The organism is Bacillus sp. RO1, from assembly GCF_012524115.1.
Taxonomy (GTDB): Bacteria; Bacillota; Bacilli; order Bacillales; family Bacillaceae_I; genus Sutcliffiella_A.
Map to the genome: position 1 here is coordinate 39,379 of NZ_JAAZWB010000054.1, position 14,415 is coordinate 53,793.

Consider the following 14,415-nt stretch of genomic DNA (forward strand, 5'->3'; position numbering starts at 1 on the left):
TTTAGATGAAAAAGGTAGGTTTTTTTCGTTCCATCCATTTAAAATTTGTACTGATTTACGTATTGCTCATCCTTATTGCGATGCAGATTATTGGCGTCTATTTTGTAAGCAAACTGGAGAGTCAACTCACGAGTAATTTTAATGAATCATTAGAAGAGAGAATTCATTTACTTGCTTATAGCATTGAGCAAGAAATTAAAAAACAGCGTGATGATACAACACCAACTATTGAAGAGGATATCAGGACGGTGTTGCAGGACGTCACGATGGAAGATATAGAAGAGATTCGCATAACCAATAATCAAAGCAAGGTCCTTGGAACATCAAATCCCTACAAGCAGTCAAGTGTAGGGAAAAGAACGACTGAGTTGCTGGTGAAACGTGCATTGGTAGTCGGACAGTTTTCAAGAAAGACGGTCATTGATCCGCAAACTCAGAATCGTATGAGGCTAATTGCAGCACCTGTCAAATCGAACAATCAAGATATTATCGGTGCCATTTACCTGGAAGCGTCCATGGAAAAGGTCTATGCCCAAATGCGTCAAATCAATAGTATCTTTGCAACCGGGACGACCATTGCGCTTGCCGTAACAGCAGTTCTTGGTGTGCTGCTTGCCCAAACCATTACAAGGCCGATGTCTGATATGAGAAAACAAGCGCTTGAAATGGCAAGAGGTAACTTCTCGAGGAAAGTTAATATTTATGGTAATGACGAAATTGGTCAATTAGCTTTGTCCTTTAATAACCTGACGAAGAAGCTTCAGGAAGCACAGGCAACTACGGAAGGGGAGAGAAGGAAATTGAGCTCTGTCTTGTCCCATATGACGGATGGAGTTCTTGCGACAGACAGGAAAGGCAGGATAATTTTAATCAATGAACCTGCCCTTGGGATGTTGAACGTTTCACGTGAAACAGTACTGAATAAACCAATAGTAGAAGTTCTTGGAATTGAAGAAACGCACTCCTTTGATCATCTAGTATCTGAACAAGAATCACTCATTCTGGACTTCAGTACGGTAAAAGAGCGTTATATCTTGCGTGCGACTAACTCTATCATTCAAAAAGAAACAGGATTCATCAATGGTTTAATAACCGTCTTACACGATATTACCGAGCAAGAGAAAATAGATCTTGAACGAAGAGAGTTTGTAGCAAATGTGTCCCATGAGCTCAGAACGCCATTGACCACGATGAGAAGCTATTTAGAAGCGTTGGCAGACGGCGCGTGGCAGGATGATGAAATCGCTCCAAGGTTTCTAGATGTTACACAAACGGAGACGGAGCGAATGATCCGATTGGTGAATGATCTGTTACAACTATCCAAAATGGATTCAAGAGACTATAACTTTTATAAAAACGCCGTCGATTTTGTGGAGTTTTTCAATAAAATTATTGATCGTTTCGAAATGTCTAAGTCTCAAAAAGTAGATTTCGTCAGAAGTATGCCAAACCAAGAAATTTTTGTCTCCATTGATACAGATAAAATAACGCAGGTGTTAGATAATATCATTTCCAATGCGATGAAGTATTCGCCTGAAGGTGGGACGATCACGTTTACTGTGGATATTGAAGAGGCCGCCAATCAAATTTTGGTGAGTATCAGTGACCAAGGGGTAGGAATACCGAAATCGGATATTAATAAGATTTTTGAACGTTTTTACCGAGTAGATAAAGCAAGAACAAGGATGCTTGGGGGAACCGGTCTGGGCTTAGCGATAGCAAAAGAAATGATTCAAGCACATGATGGAGACATCTGGGCCTCTAGTGTGGAAGGGAAAGGCACGACTATTTACTTTACACTTCCAATTTCAGAGGAAGAACAAGAAGGTGACTGGGAATGAAATATGAAAATATTAAATCGCTTGTATTAACCATTCTTGTCCTGACAAGCTTGATTCTCACCTGGAATTTATGGACCTATCAACCCGATTTTGATTATTTAGACAAACGGGATAGTACCATTAGTGAAGTGGCAATTAATGAAAAGCAGGAAATAGGACAGCTTATACAGCCTAGCAAACTGCTATATCATTTTGATGGCGTCCATCATGGAACAGAGGAACTGGGAGATCTTAATTTATTTATGGAAGAACTAAGAAGATGGAGCCTTTTTGATATACAGGTAGCAACGAGTTATTCCGAAGAAGATTTCTTTTCTTTCATGCATGGCAGTGGAAAAATGGAGGTTGTGTTTCCTACAACCATCCCATTACAAACTTTTAGATATATAACTGGTTTTAGTGATAATGAAATCCCCCCGAGTATTTCTATCAACCGGATCCTGATTGATTTTTCAGGAGAAACGGTTGGAAGTGAACCAATTATTTACTTGGTCCATTATGATGACCAGAAAGTGTATCAAGCAAGGGTCCGTAATCTGTCTACCAATGAGTTGTCTCGAACGTTCTATCAGACGGCAAAAATCTTACCGACATTTATTTATGAAGAAGTGGATAAAAATCAGTATGTATTTTTCCCGGAACAATCACCAAAAGTACGAACAGGTTACTACTACGCTAAACAATTAAATCCAGAAGATTTCAAGAATGCCTTATTCAGCAATCCGAGTATCGTGACTCGAGATCAAGTAACAGATGGGATAGTGTACCGTGATGATTCCAGTCTGATGAGTGTATCTCGTCCAAGTAACAACCTGCATTACGTTAATCCAGGAAATACAGGGCTCGGGAATTCCCTGGACTTTAATGTAATCGAACGGGGAATTGAATTTGTGAATGAGCATAGCGGTTGGACAGGACAACCGGAGCGCTTCAAACTTGATAATTGGACAAGCAGCACCATAGAGCATAACGTTGTTTACAGAATGTTTATTGGGGATTATCCAATCTACTATTTTGCAGAAAAAGGTGTTGCGGATATCTCACAGTCATGGAGAAATAATGAGATCTATGAATACGTTAGGCCTGTTTTTGAATTTCTCTCATGGAAATCGATAGCGACAAACATCCCGTCTGGAAGGGATGTTAAGCGGGAGCTCGACAATTTCAATGATCTAAGAAATATTCAGGACATACGTGTCGGATATGAATTGAGAAGAGAATCCGATGTTTATATCATCGAGCCTATTTGGGTGTACAAGGAAAATAATGCTTGGAACAAATTAAACTTTACCGCTAGCGATGATTTGGAAGGAGGAATATAAAATGGATTGGAGAAGAACCAAAACCATTTTCATCATCACCTTCCTCATCCTGAATATATTCCTTGTTTTTCAAATTCTTGAAAAAAGGGAGAGCAATCAGCTAGAAATCTTGGCGGAAGCTTCAATGGAAGAGCAGTTCAAGGTAGATGAAATATCCTATGGCCAATTGCCAAAGGCGCCAGACAAAGCGAGTTATATAAGTGGAAACAGCTATGTATTTACAGAAGAGGATACAAAGAAATTGACGGAAAAAGGGCAAAAGGCGGAGATTGTAGACGACATCAACCTTATTGCAACATGGGAAGAGCCCATCCCTTTACCTGAGATGAATATGATTACGAGATTAGAGACCATCTTTAAAGAAGATTTACTGTTTGGGGAGAAATATGAGTTCTGGGGTTTTAATCCACAAAACAGGAGCCTTGTTTTCTTCCAACAGTATGATGGGAAAAATATTTATAGCAATGATAGTGCGATGGTGATAGCTTATCTCAACGAATTGAACGAGTTAATATCTTATGAACAAACCTATATTGTGGATACGGAAAAGATGGACGTAGAACAGGATGTCATTTCCGTCCTAGATGCTTTATATAATCTATATAACACAGGGGATTTAAAGCCGGGGAGCGAAGTTGGAAATGTCAAGCTTGGATATTATACCCTTGTAGACTATACGAATTCCCATGTGCTAATTCCGACGTGGCATATTGTAGTTAATGAAGAAGAGGATTTTTACGTTAACGCGTTTGAAGGATCTGTTATAAAAAAAGATAAACGAACATTGGAGTGAAGTGACATGAGCCTGCATTTTAGCGTGCTTGCTAGCGGCAGCACAGGAAATGCAATTTATGTCGCAACAGAGGAGCATTCTTTATTAATCGATGCTGGTTTGAGCGGCAAAAAAATGCAAGAACTGTTTAACGGGATAGGCAAAAAAATAGAAGACCTATCTGGAATTCTGGTTACACATGAGCATAGCGATCACATTAAGGGGCTTGGTGTACTTGCAAGAAAGTACAAGCTCCCGATCTATGCCAATGAAAAGACATGGAAGGCGATGGACGGACTGGTTGGCGTCATCCCGATAGAGCAAAAATTCAATTTTGAAATTGAACAGGTGAAATCATTCGGTGGACTTGATGTTCAGTCTTTTGGAGTTTCCCACGATGCGGCAGAGCCGATGTTCTATTCCTTCCATGATGGCGATAAAAAGGTCGTGGTCATCACCGACACAGGCTATGTCAGCGATAGGATGAAAGGCATCATTTCAAATGCTGACGCCTATGTTTTTGAGAGTAATCATGACGTGCAGATGCTGCAGATGGGACACTATCCATGGAGCATAAAACGCCGCATCCTAAGTGATGTCGGCCACGTTTCCAATGAGGATGCGGCCCTTGCCATGGCAGATGTCATGGGAGACAAAACGAAGCGTATTTATTTGGCGCATTTAAGTAAAGATAATAACATGAAAGATTTAGCGAGGATGTCTGTCCAGCAAACTCTTGCCACACGAGGAGTCATCGTGGGAGAACAAGTAGAGCTGTATGACACAGACCCGAACAAACCAACCGCGCTTGCTTTCGTGTAAAAATCTTAGGCTTAAGCGCCTTTCTTTTTGCCTTTTTTACACGGAGCAGCAGACAAACGTTGGTTGTGACGTGAAAGAAAGGAAGGACAACATGGGATATTACGACAAACAAGATCCATCGGATTACTCTAAACAAAAAGGAAACAGAGGGAAGTATTTTCTCCCTGGTATTGTAGCATTGTCTCTTGGTGTTTTATTACTAGTTGTAGCGTTCCCTGGGCTAACAGGACGTGTGATGCCAGAGGGGAATGAAAGGCAAGCGGTAGAGGAGCGAGAACAGCTCCCAGAACAGCCTGAATCTGGAGGGACGGCAGCAGAAATCCGCAATGTCTCCGTTAATGTAACCTCAGGTGTCACCGAAGCGGTCGATAATGTCGCAGAAGCGGTCGTCGGTGTTATCAACTTGCAAAACGCCTCCTTTTGGAACGATACAGAAGTTGAAACAGACGAGGAAGGAGAAGCGGGAACAGGCTCTGGTGTTATATATAAAAAAGAGAACGGAAAAGCCTATGTGGTAACGAACTATCACGTTATTGAAGGGGCAACCCAGGTGGAGCTGAGCTTAATTGACGGGACAAGGGTACCAGCAGAGGTACTCGGAGAAGACCCCCTCACAGACCTTGCCGTGTTGTCCATGGCAGATGAAATGGTCACAAAAGTGGCAGACTTCGGCAACTCCGACAGCGTCCGCACAGGCGAACCTGTTATCGCGATAGGAAACCCTCTCGGTTTGCAATTTTCCGGTTCGGTTACACAAGGAATCATCTCGGGGACAGACCGAAGCATTCCGGTGGATGTTAACAGGGACGGCACACCAGATTGGCATGCGGACGTTATGCAGACGGATGCAGCCATCAACCCCGGGAACAGCGGAGGAGCTTTGATTAACATCCAAGGAAAAGTCATCGGTATCAACTCGATGAAAATTGCCCAATCTGCAGTGGAAGGGATCGGCTTGGCCATTCCGGTTAATTCGGCGATACCAATCATCAATGATTTGGAGCAATACGGTCAGGTAAAACGTCCATATTTTGGTGTTAGCATTGGCTCTTTATCGGATGTATCCAGCTATCACTGGCAGCAGACGTTGAAGCTTCCGAAAGATGTTAGTGCAGGCGTATATATTACGGGAGTAGCACCTAATTCACCTGCAGCGAATGCTGGATTGAAGGAATATGATGTGATTGTGGAGCTCGACGGGGAACAAGTGCGAGATGTAATTGAGCTGCGAAAGCACCTTTATAATGAAAAGCAGGTAGGAGATAAGATGGAGGTAACATTTTATCGAGGCCAGGATCAGAAAACAACGTCAGTCGATTTGACTGAGGATACTACCGGCGAATAGCAGAAATGGGGAGGGATTATAGAAATCTCTCCTCTTTCTGTTTCCACACATGTGGATAAATGGTATTCTAGTGAAGCTAATGAAGGAATGGAAAGGATTGTGGATAAAATGAAATGCTGTTTAGAGCATATTGAATTAGCGATGGAAATGTACATAGATGAGCACGAAGAAGCACCAATACTAGAGATGTTACCGGAAGAAGAGAAGTTATCAACAACCTGTGAATTTTGTAAAGAAGCTGCAATATATATGGTGGGGAACTGATATTCGCCCACTAAATGTGGATAGAAATTGTTGATATGTGGATAACTTTTGTGGATAAACTGTTTGCAAGGTGGTATGACATGTGAATATCTCAATAATCACAATTGGAAAACTGAAAGAGAAGTATCTGAAACAAGGAATAAATGAGTATTTGAAGCGTTTGAGTGCCTACGCAAAAATTGAAATTGTGGAGCTTCCGGACGAAAAAGCACCAGAGCAACTAAGCGACGCTGAGATGGAACAAGTGAAAAATAAAGAAGGCGAACGAATTCTAGGAAAGATCTCCGATGACACGCATGTGATTGCGTTAGCAATTGAAGGAAAACAGCGTTCTTCTGAAGAGTTGGCGAAGGAAATGGACAAGCTTGCGACTTATGGGAAAAGTAAAGTGGCGTTTGTGATTGGTGGATCATTGGGTTTGAGTGGGGATGTTATGAAGAGAGCGAATGATACGCTTTCTTTTTCACGGATGACGTTTCCGCACCAGTTGATGAAGTTGATATTGTTGGAGCAGGTTTATCGGGGGTTTAGGATAAATCGTGGTGAACCGTATCACAAGTGATGGTAAACAAAAAAATTGAGTTTACTGTGCATATAGAAAAGATTAAACAATTTAAGTTGAAAAAGGGGGATAAGTAATTTTAAGCTTATTTAAAACAAAAAAACAATTTACTTCTGAAATTAGATGTCTTATACTACTGCCAACAATCGGCATAGCCAACTTTTAAACTTATATAAACACTTTTAAGCCTTATTCCATGCGGAGTAGGGCCATTTTTATTTTTTAAAATAATTAGGAGGTCATGGAGAATGGCGGAGAAGCAAGCAACAAAAGGAATTATTGAATTAAAGCAAGAGGAATTGTCGGCAATCCAAGAGCAGATTGATGATAACGCACGTCAGTATAAAGCATATTGGGAAGAACGAAACATTTTTTTAGAGGCTGGCGAAGTTATGAAGGTACAGGAGTTAGAGGGAAAATATTATCATTTGCGTGATAATGTTGCTAAACAGTTAGACCGTAAACGCATTGAAATTAATATGGAAATCGAAGAATTACAAGCTGAAGCGTTTAGACTTAAAAAAGGTATGTCCACAGATGTAAAGATTTTAGACCGCCAAAAGCAAGAATTGCAGGCATTGAAAAAAGAGTACCAAGACAAATTGGCAGATAAGCAGCAGTCCATCTCAGATACCGAGTTTATTTTACAACAAGAAGAACAACGCATTATAGAGTTAGAGGGGGGCGAGTAATGGACATTAGACAAGCTAAAAGGGAGTACCACCGAAAATGGCTTGAGAAGAACAGAGAACACCGCAACGCCTACCAAAGAAAATACTACCGCGAGAATAAAGACAAGTTCAAACGGTATCATGAGAAGTTTTACAGTAAACACGCAAAGGGGCAAGAACAATGAAAAATGATGAAATTGTCATTGAAATAGTTGAGAGTGAGCCTGTTTTAGAAATCATTACAGAACGGGAACAACAAGCAGAGAAAGCCTATGAGGGCATGATTAAAAATCTTTTAGTAGGGAGATGGAAATAATGATATTTGAAGAACGAGTGAACGCATTTTTAAACGTTACAGGGGATATCGAGCAACTAGAAACACTTTTATTTGAACGGTCGGCGGAATTATTACAACTTAGAGCATTCATAAAAGAAAAAGGACTTGATGCAGAATATAAAGCACGTATAGCAGAAGCAAAAGCAGTTGAACGACAAGTGAAATAAGGTAATACAGAGTAATCAGCAGAAATGCAAAGGTGAAATAAAAGTTAAAAAGTAATTTTTATAACAAATAAACGAGGTGGGACGCATTACTCCCCCCTCATTTTTCAAACGATACCCCATGAAATAGGGTCTTGAGGTGAAAACATGGAAAAGAAGGTATGCGGGGCAAAAACAAGGAAAGGATCACCATGCCAAAAAGCACCGTTGAAAAATGGTCGTTGTCGGCTTCATGGTGGTAAAAGTACAGGACCGAAAGATAAGGAAAAACACCGCCAAAGACTAAAAGGTAATAAAAATGCAATCGTCACAGGCGAGTATGAAACAATTTCTTTTGATACTTTGCTAGATGATGAAAAAGAACTTTATAACATGATACCAGAGGACATTGATAGGCAAGTAAAGGGACGGTATAAAATACTTGAAATAAGAACTCGCCGACTTATGCAACGTTACTCCCAAGAACTTGAAAAGAATAAGCCTGATTTTAGAATGATAAACCGTTTAGAAGAAGCACTGACACGGATTGACGCAAGGGCTAATGAACTTATTAGAGAAATGCGTGAGCTGTCTACAAATGAAACAAACGAGGACAACGGGTCATTAGGTGCTTTAGTTGATATACTCGTAGAAGTAAGGAACAAACGTTTAGGCTCATAAAAGGCTCGTACTGATACGTTTTAAGGGTTGCTGGTATAAATCATTACCTTGTTTGTTAAAACACGAGAGAAGGCGAAATAAAAAGGCATTTTTACAGGAACGAAAGTTTTCGTTCTTTTTTTGTTGCTTTAATTAAAAAAATAGAGTGTTTCCCTATATATTAATTGAATAGAAAAAAAGGAGATGTGATGAAATGAACAAGCGAATGGAAAGAGATAAAAAGCGATTAGTAAAAAATTTATTACATGGAGCTACAATTATAGAGGGGAAAGTTAGATTAATACAGAATTTTATTTTTCCAGATATACCAAACAAAATTATGGAAGAGATTGATAAAATGGTATTAGAAAGGGAAAAAGAAAGGCATGAAAATAAAGATAAAAGTTAATAAATCGAATTGATGAATTTAGTAATGAGCCAATATAAAAATTCTATCAAGGATTAAATGTAAAAGAAAAAATATTCGTCAATATTATTAAAATGTGTATTGCAAAATAGTAACGCCCCCACATGTCGAGGAGGGCGTTTGTTTTTTATTTAAGATAAGATGAGCTCCTTGTTATTATTAGAATTCATCTTGGTAATAGAATGAAGCATTTTTTGTGCAACTGCTTCAACAACAGGAACAGCTACTGAATTTCCAAATTGCCTATAGGCTTGTGTATCAGATACAGGAATAATAAAGTCATCTGGGAAACCTTGTAGTCTAGCACATTCTCTTGGAGTTAGTTTTCTAGGATTTTTTAAAGCTCCTTGGTCAATTAAAATCTCACTACCATCTTTATAATACCTAGCACTAATAGTATTAGTGTATGGACTATCTGCATTAAATAATGAAAAGCCAAAACCATTACCTTTCTTTTTGTGTTCTTCTTTTCTTCTTAGGTGTCCTTGATAAAGACGGTCTGAAATCGTGTATTTTTCGTCCACATTAGATTCTAGTATATCACCAACTCTAGTAGGTTCGTACGTAGGTTCTGGAAACTTAAAGGTTACTTCATTTCCCCCGATTGGATTATAAAAACCTACAATGTAAATTCTTTCTCGATTTTGAGGCACTCCAAAATCAGCAGCACGTAGAACTTTATAATAAACAGTATAATCTAATTCCTCTTCTAAGACCTGTACTATGGTTTTTAATGTACGTCCTTTGTCGTGACCTTTTAATTGCTTTACGTTCTCCAATAAAAATGCTTTTGGACGTTTCTCTTTTATGATACGTGCAATATCAAAAAATAACGTTCCACGAGTATCTTCAAATCCTTTTTTTAATCCTGCTTGGGAAAAGGGTTGACAAGGGAATCCAGCTAAAAGAATGTCGTGGTCTGGTATATCTTTTTCATCAATTAAAGTAATATCGCCAACTGGAGTTTCTCCAAAGTTAGCTTTATAAGTTTTAACTGCGAATTTATCCCATTCGGAAGCAAATACAGACCTTCCTCCTTGTTTTTGGAATGCTAATCGAATACCACCTATTCCTGCGAATAAATCAATCATAGTAAATTTCGGATTATTAATATTCTCAAATGCAGGTTTTTCTGGGAAATTCATTACTGCGTTATATTCAATTGGTGATGGCTCCGACTCCCCATTTTCCCACCTTCGAATAGTCCTGTCACCATGTTTCCCCATGCCAAGTGAATCAGCAAGCTCTTTTTGTGTCATACCTAACCTTTTGCGTTTATTTTTAATCATGATAGAAAGTTCCATAAGTATCCTCCGTGACAATTAAAGGACTTATTGTCCTGTTTATAACACAATTATACCAATCGTATGTTCGCTTGTCTATTGTTTATTGCTAGATTTTATAAAATAGGTCAAAATAGAAGAAATAGGTATAAAGGGGGATTTGTTTTGAGTATTGAAGCTTTTAAAAAGTATGTTCAAAAAAAGAGAACAAGTATAATGACAAAACCAAAAAAGTTGGTTGAAGAAGTTTTTGAACAGGCACCATTTTTCCATGAAGACCAAGCCTATTTTTTAGAGCATTGTACGGAGATTTTATATTATGTAAGAAATGCTTGTTGGAAAAAATATATGGAAGCCGAGCGGGAATTAACTTCAAATACAAGTGAATACTTAATATCATCAGATAGTGAATTTATGAATACTTTAAACATGCATAGTGGTGACCCTAAAAAAATCATTACTGACTTCTTAGAAAATTATAGTGAGCATTTATTTGAGTTATCTAAAAGTCATACAAATTCGCGTCGTTCCAGAGCAGGTAAAGAGTTTGAGGCTATTATTGAAATTTTATTGTTACGCAATGGAGTAGTATTCGATAACCAAGGTGTAATAGGGTCAAAACTATTTAAATCAGATAGATTAGGGAAACTTGTTGATTGTGTGGTTCCAGGAGTAGCTGAATATGGCGAAGAAAGGCGAAGATGTGCATTAGTTTCTATGAAAACTTCACTAAGAGAAAGATGGCAGGAAGTAATAGAAGAAATGACACGTACTGGAGCGCATGAAATGTTTCTAGTAACATTGGATGCAGGGATAACAAGTAATACTATTGAGACTTTAGCATCCCATAATATTACTTTAGTGGTACCGGATGATAATAAAGCAGATATATATAATGAATATAATAATGTTTATGGACTTACTAAGTTTTTAATTGAAATGACTGATATAAGTAATAGTTGGAAACAGAGAGATGATTTATCAACTGTCTTTTATGAAAAAAGATTGTTAGCGATAGAAACAAGGCTACAAAGTGTAAATAATGACTATGAACGAAAAATATTTGAGAAGTATAAAGTACATTGTGAACAACAAATCAATAAAGGTTGATTTTTGCATATTAAAGAGCAAGTTAAAAATAAACTTGAAACGGAAAACAATAATAATTTGATTTTATTTAAGGCAAAGGCTAGAAATAGTCCTTGTCTTTTTTTGCACCAATGTTCAAGATTGTTAAAAGTTGTATAGGATAAAAAAGATTGAAGTACCTTCTATTGGTGTTTAAATTGGTTGTTTTATAAAGTTTTATACATAGGACTTTACAACGATAACGAGAGGTCTTACACTTGTTTTACAAAAGTTGGAAGGTGGTTAGAGGTTTGGAAAAGGTTTTTGGTTATGTTCGTGTTTCCACTGAAACGCAAGCTGAAAAAGGTTATGGAAAAGATGTTCAAGAAAATGCAATCAAAGAATACTGCAAAGCAAAAGGACTAAAACTCGTTGAAACTTTCAGGGATTTGGGGGTTAGTGGAGCTTTAATTGAACGAGATGGACTTACAGAGTTGCTAGCTGCTCTTTCTGATAGTGAAGTGAAAAAGGTTGTTGTAATGAATACAAGTCGTTTGTGGCGTGAAGATACTGCAAAGGTTTTAATCAAGCGTGATTTACAGAAGATTAACGCAAACATAGTTAGCATCGAGCAAAAGGACTACAACATTTATAGTAAAGAGCCTAACGATTTCTTAGTAAACGGCATGATGGAATTACTTGACCAATACGACCGCCTAAGCATAAACAAGAAGCTAGCCAAGGGAAGGCGTCAAAAGGCTCGTAGTGGTATAAAGGCTTGCGGTAATGCCCCAATAGGTTACAAGTGGAAGCATGAAGGAGTCGATAAGCCATTAGTAGTAACTGATGAAGAAAAAGCACCAATTGTAAATACCATTTTCAAAAGTTACTTAGAATTGAAGTCAATCGGTAAGGTTCAAAAGAACTTGCAAGAGAAGGGCTACAAGACGCAACAAGGAAAAGATTTTTCAACTATGGCGATCCGTAATATTCTGACTAACAGATTTTATCTAGGTGAGGTTAAGCATTCAGACTTAAACGTAAAAGGTCAACATGAGCCATTAATTAATAAAATTACTTTCGGAAAAGTTCAATCTCAACTAAAAAGAAACAATCGAAAGGGGGCGTAAATAGTGAAATTCGACATTGAGAAATTAAGGGAGCTTCCTAGAAAATCTTCAAAGGACTACTTAGAGCTAATGCATCTAGCTCTTAAAATGAACGATAAGGAGTGGTTTGAAGATTTGGCAAAAGAAAAGGAGCGAATTGAAAAACTAGAAGTGGAAATAAAGACCGAGTTAGGTTGGAAAGGTGATAATTAAATGGAGTTAAACAATTATCTTAGTTTGTTTGATGACTATATAGTAGCGCCAGGATTCAACAGGTCTGATATATCAAAATGGTTTAGCATGAATAAGCATAAAGACAATAATAGAGGTGTTTATGCAATTCTAAATTATAAACTTGAAATATTATATATTGGTTCTTCAATTGACCTAAGGAATAGAGTACCGCACCACCTGTATCAAGATAAACTGACAGGGTACTTTCAAGATGTATTATTAGTTGGAATCAAATATGTTGCTGAAGGTGATGTTACTGGTTTGGAGAGGGACTACATTAGAAAACTTAAACCAAAACTAAACAAGTATCGATATAATTTTAGAAGTTAGAATTTAATCTCTATTATCAGAAAAATCAATTATTTCTCGTATATCTTCTATATTTAAAGCATCAGCTATCTTCTCAATATGTTGAAAGTTGATGTTTTTTCTTTTTTGATTTGCTAGTTCACTCAATGCCGCATGACGTATGTCAGTAAGTCGGGATAACTCTCTTAGCGATAGATTTTTATTTTCTAAAATGTTATGGATTTTAACTATTACTTTTTTTGCCATATAACCCCTCTTTAAATAAGCCATTGACTAATAGCAAAAATCTACCATATAATAAATTTCGTTGTGGTACGCTAATGCGTAACATTTAAAAATAAAGAGTAGTATGAAAGGGAGTTAGTAATGGGAAATAAGAAATCTAATAGCATATCTCCAAAACAAGGATGCCTTCTTATTTGTTTAATCATTCTTTGTTTGGGCGTTTGGATTGCCGTTTTTTCTGTTATGTTCGAGGATGATAGGCAGACAGTAGTTAAAGAAGAAAATAAATTAAAAAATGAAGATGTGAAAGAAAAATCACCTAAAGGTGATGTACAATCCCAAGTTGAAAAAGTAATTTCAGGTATCCTTGGAAAGAAAACCAACTATGGTGACCAAAGGATTTTAGAATTACAAGTTAATGACCACTATGGTACAAGCGATGAGGAAGATAAAATTATTATTGCTACTATACTTGGCAATGAAAATTTAACAACTAATCTTACGAGAAAAGGAATGTTATTAGACTCTGTAAAATTATTTAAGGAGTTATTCGCATTAGAAAATTCACAAGAAGTGACTCTAATATGGCAGTATCCATTAGTTGATGTTAGTGGAAATACAAAAAATGAAACAGTCTTAAAGATTTCACTTGATAGAGAAAGTGCGTCAAATATTAATTGGGACTCATTCGATAATGAAAATTTAAAAATTGTTGCAAATGAATATTGGGAGCACTCTTCTATACAAAATTAATAACTAGAAATATTTAGGGAGACCGAGCAAGTTAAACTGCTTGGTCTTTTTTTGTGTGAAAATATATGCCGACTTAAAAAAATTGACCAATTTAATATAAGTTACTATGTGGATGAAAACATTTGTGTAACTTACGAGATTGGTTGCTAAGCAATTTAACAATATGTCACCACAATTACCCTTTGATTTAAACTATCGTTGGAAAACGAAGGGCTCTCGTGGTAATAACAAGTAGTTACATGTGCAGTGCTTTTATAAAGGATTTTCT

20 protein-coding genes are annotated in these 14,415 nt (G+C 37.5%); 18 read left to right on the forward strand and 2 right to left on the reverse strand.

Annotation, left to right across the window (positions count from 1 at the left end):
• Positions 1-5 precede the first annotated feature (5 nt).
• The 13 genes from walK (at position 6) to HC179_RS06795 (ending at position 9,148) form a co-directional block, all read left to right on the forward strand.
• Positions 6-1,841, forward strand: a complete 1,836-nt coding sequence (walK, locus tag HC179_RS06740) for a cell wall metabolism sensor histidine kinase WalK (RefSeq protein ID WP_168863637.1) — start codon at positions 6-8, stop codon at positions 1,839-1,841.
• A complete protein-coding gene (locus HC179_RS06745; protein WP_168863638.1) occupies positions 1,838-3,163 on the forward strand; it encodes a YycH family regulatory protein in 1,326 nt (441 codons plus the stop codon). Before walK ends, HC179_RS06745 begins: the two co-directional genes overlap by 4 nt.
• 1 nt (position 3,164) lies before the next feature.
• Positions 3,165-3,956: a two-component system regulatory protein YycI gene (locus tag HC179_RS06750; RefSeq protein WP_168863639.1), complete on the forward strand. Its 792-nt coding sequence runs from the start codon at positions 3,165-3,167 to the stop codon at positions 3,954-3,956.
• Between the two features lie 6 nt (positions 3,957-3,962).
• The gene (locus tag HC179_RS06755; protein ID WP_168863640.1) at positions 3,963-4,757 is read left to right on the forward strand and encodes an MBL fold metallo-hydrolase; all 795 of its coding nucleotides are present in this window, start codon (positions 3,963-3,965) and stop codon (positions 4,755-4,757) included.
• Positions 4,758-4,848: 91 nt separating this feature from the next.
• Positions 4,849-6,102 carry a S1C family serine protease gene (locus HC179_RS06760; RefSeq protein ID WP_168863641.1) on the forward strand — a complete coding sequence of 418 codons (1,254 nt, stop codon included), beginning with the start codon at positions 4,849-4,851 and terminating at the stop codon, positions 6,100-6,102.
• A gap of 108 nt (positions 6,103-6,210) precedes the next feature.
• Complete coding sequence (locus tag HC179_RS06765; protein ID WP_065240321.1) at positions 6,211-6,366, forward strand: CxxH/CxxC protein; 156 nt, start codon at positions 6,211-6,213, stop codon at positions 6,364-6,366.
• Between the two features lie 82 nt (positions 6,367-6,448).
• Positions 6,449-6,928, forward strand: coding sequence for a 23S rRNA (pseudouridine(1915)-N(3))-methyltransferase RlmH (gene rlmH, locus HC179_RS06770; RefSeq protein ID WP_168863642.1), 480 nt, complete (start codon positions 6,449-6,451; stop codon positions 6,926-6,928).
• A gap of 248 nt (positions 6,929-7,176) precedes the next feature.
• A complete protein-coding gene (locus HC179_RS06775; protein ID WP_168863643.1) occupies positions 7,177-7,620 on the forward strand; it encodes a hypothetical protein in 444 nt (147 codons plus the stop codon).
• Positions 7,620-7,784 carry a hypothetical protein gene (locus HC179_RS06780; RefSeq protein ID WP_168863644.1) on the forward strand — a complete coding sequence of 55 codons (165 nt, stop codon included), beginning with the start codon at positions 7,620-7,622 and terminating at the stop codon, positions 7,782-7,784. Before HC179_RS06775 ends, HC179_RS06780 begins: the two co-directional genes overlap by 1 nt.
• Entirely contained in the window at positions 7,781-7,915 is a 135-nt protein-coding gene (locus HC179_RS21175) for a hypothetical protein (protein WP_277351309.1), read from the forward strand. Before HC179_RS06780 ends, HC179_RS21175 begins: the two co-directional genes overlap by 4 nt.
• On the forward strand, positions 7,915-8,103 hold the full coding sequence (locus tag HC179_RS06785) for a hypothetical protein (RefSeq protein ID WP_168863645.1): 189 nt from the start codon (positions 7,915-7,917) through the stop codon (positions 8,101-8,103). The genes HC179_RS21175 and HC179_RS06785 overlap by 1 nt, the downstream gene beginning before the upstream one ends.
• A 144-nt stretch (positions 8,104-8,247) precedes the next feature.
• Positions 8,248-8,760: an HGGxSTG domain-containing protein gene (locus HC179_RS06790; RefSeq protein ID WP_168863646.1), complete on the forward strand. Its 513-nt coding sequence runs from the start codon at positions 8,248-8,250 to the stop codon at positions 8,758-8,760.
• A gap of 193 nt (positions 8,761-8,953) precedes the next feature.
• The gene (locus HC179_RS06795) at positions 8,954-9,148 is read left to right on the forward strand and encodes a hypothetical protein (RefSeq protein WP_168863647.1); all 195 of its coding nucleotides are present in this window, start codon (positions 8,954-8,956) and stop codon (positions 9,146-9,148) included.
• Positions 9,149-9,297: 149 nt separating this feature from the next.
• Here the strand turns inward: HC179_RS06795 and HC179_RS06800 are convergent, their stop codons facing one another.
• A complete protein-coding gene (locus tag HC179_RS06800; protein WP_168863648.1) occupies positions 9,298-10,470 on the reverse strand; it encodes a DNA cytosine methyltransferase in 1,173 nt (390 codons plus the stop codon).
• A gap of 144 nt (positions 10,471-10,614) precedes the next feature.
• Here HC179_RS06800 and HC179_RS06805 point away from each other — a divergent pair, with 144 nt between their 5' ends.
• The 4 genes from HC179_RS06805 (at position 10,615) to HC179_RS06820 (ending at position 13,190) form a co-directional block, all read left to right on the forward strand.
• Positions 10,615-11,559 (forward strand): type II restriction endonuclease, encoded by a 945-nt coding sequence (locus HC179_RS06805; protein WP_168863649.1) that lies wholly within the window; start codon positions 10,615-10,617, stop codon positions 11,557-11,559.
• A 269-nt stretch (positions 11,560-11,828) separates the two neighbouring features.
• Positions 11,829-12,647: a recombinase family protein gene (locus tag HC179_RS06810; protein WP_168863650.1), complete on the forward strand. Its 819-nt coding sequence runs from the start codon at positions 11,829-11,831 to the stop codon at positions 12,645-12,647.
• A 3-nt stretch (positions 12,648-12,650) separates the two neighbouring features.
• Complete coding sequence (locus HC179_RS06815) at positions 12,651-12,839, forward strand: hypothetical protein (RefSeq protein ID WP_168863613.1); 189 nt, start codon at positions 12,651-12,653, stop codon at positions 12,837-12,839.
• Complete coding sequence (locus HC179_RS06820) at positions 12,840-13,190, forward strand: GIY-YIG nuclease family protein (RefSeq protein ID WP_168863651.1); 351 nt, start codon at positions 12,840-12,842, stop codon at positions 13,188-13,190. It abuts the gene before it with no gap.
• Positions 13,191-13,193: 3 nt separating this feature from the next.
• On the opposite strand, the gene HC179_RS06825 is transcribed toward HC179_RS06820, so the two are convergent.
• A complete protein-coding gene (locus HC179_RS06825) occupies positions 13,194-13,415 on the reverse strand; it encodes a helix-turn-helix domain-containing protein (RefSeq protein ID WP_168863652.1) in 222 nt (73 codons plus the stop codon).
• A gap of 120 nt (positions 13,416-13,535) precedes the next feature.
• Here HC179_RS06825 and HC179_RS06830 point away from each other — a divergent pair, with 120 nt between their 5' ends.
• A complete protein-coding gene (locus HC179_RS06830; RefSeq protein WP_168863653.1) occupies positions 13,536-14,147 on the forward strand; it encodes a hypothetical protein in 612 nt (203 codons plus the stop codon).
• Positions 14,148-14,415: the final 268 nt, after the last annotated feature.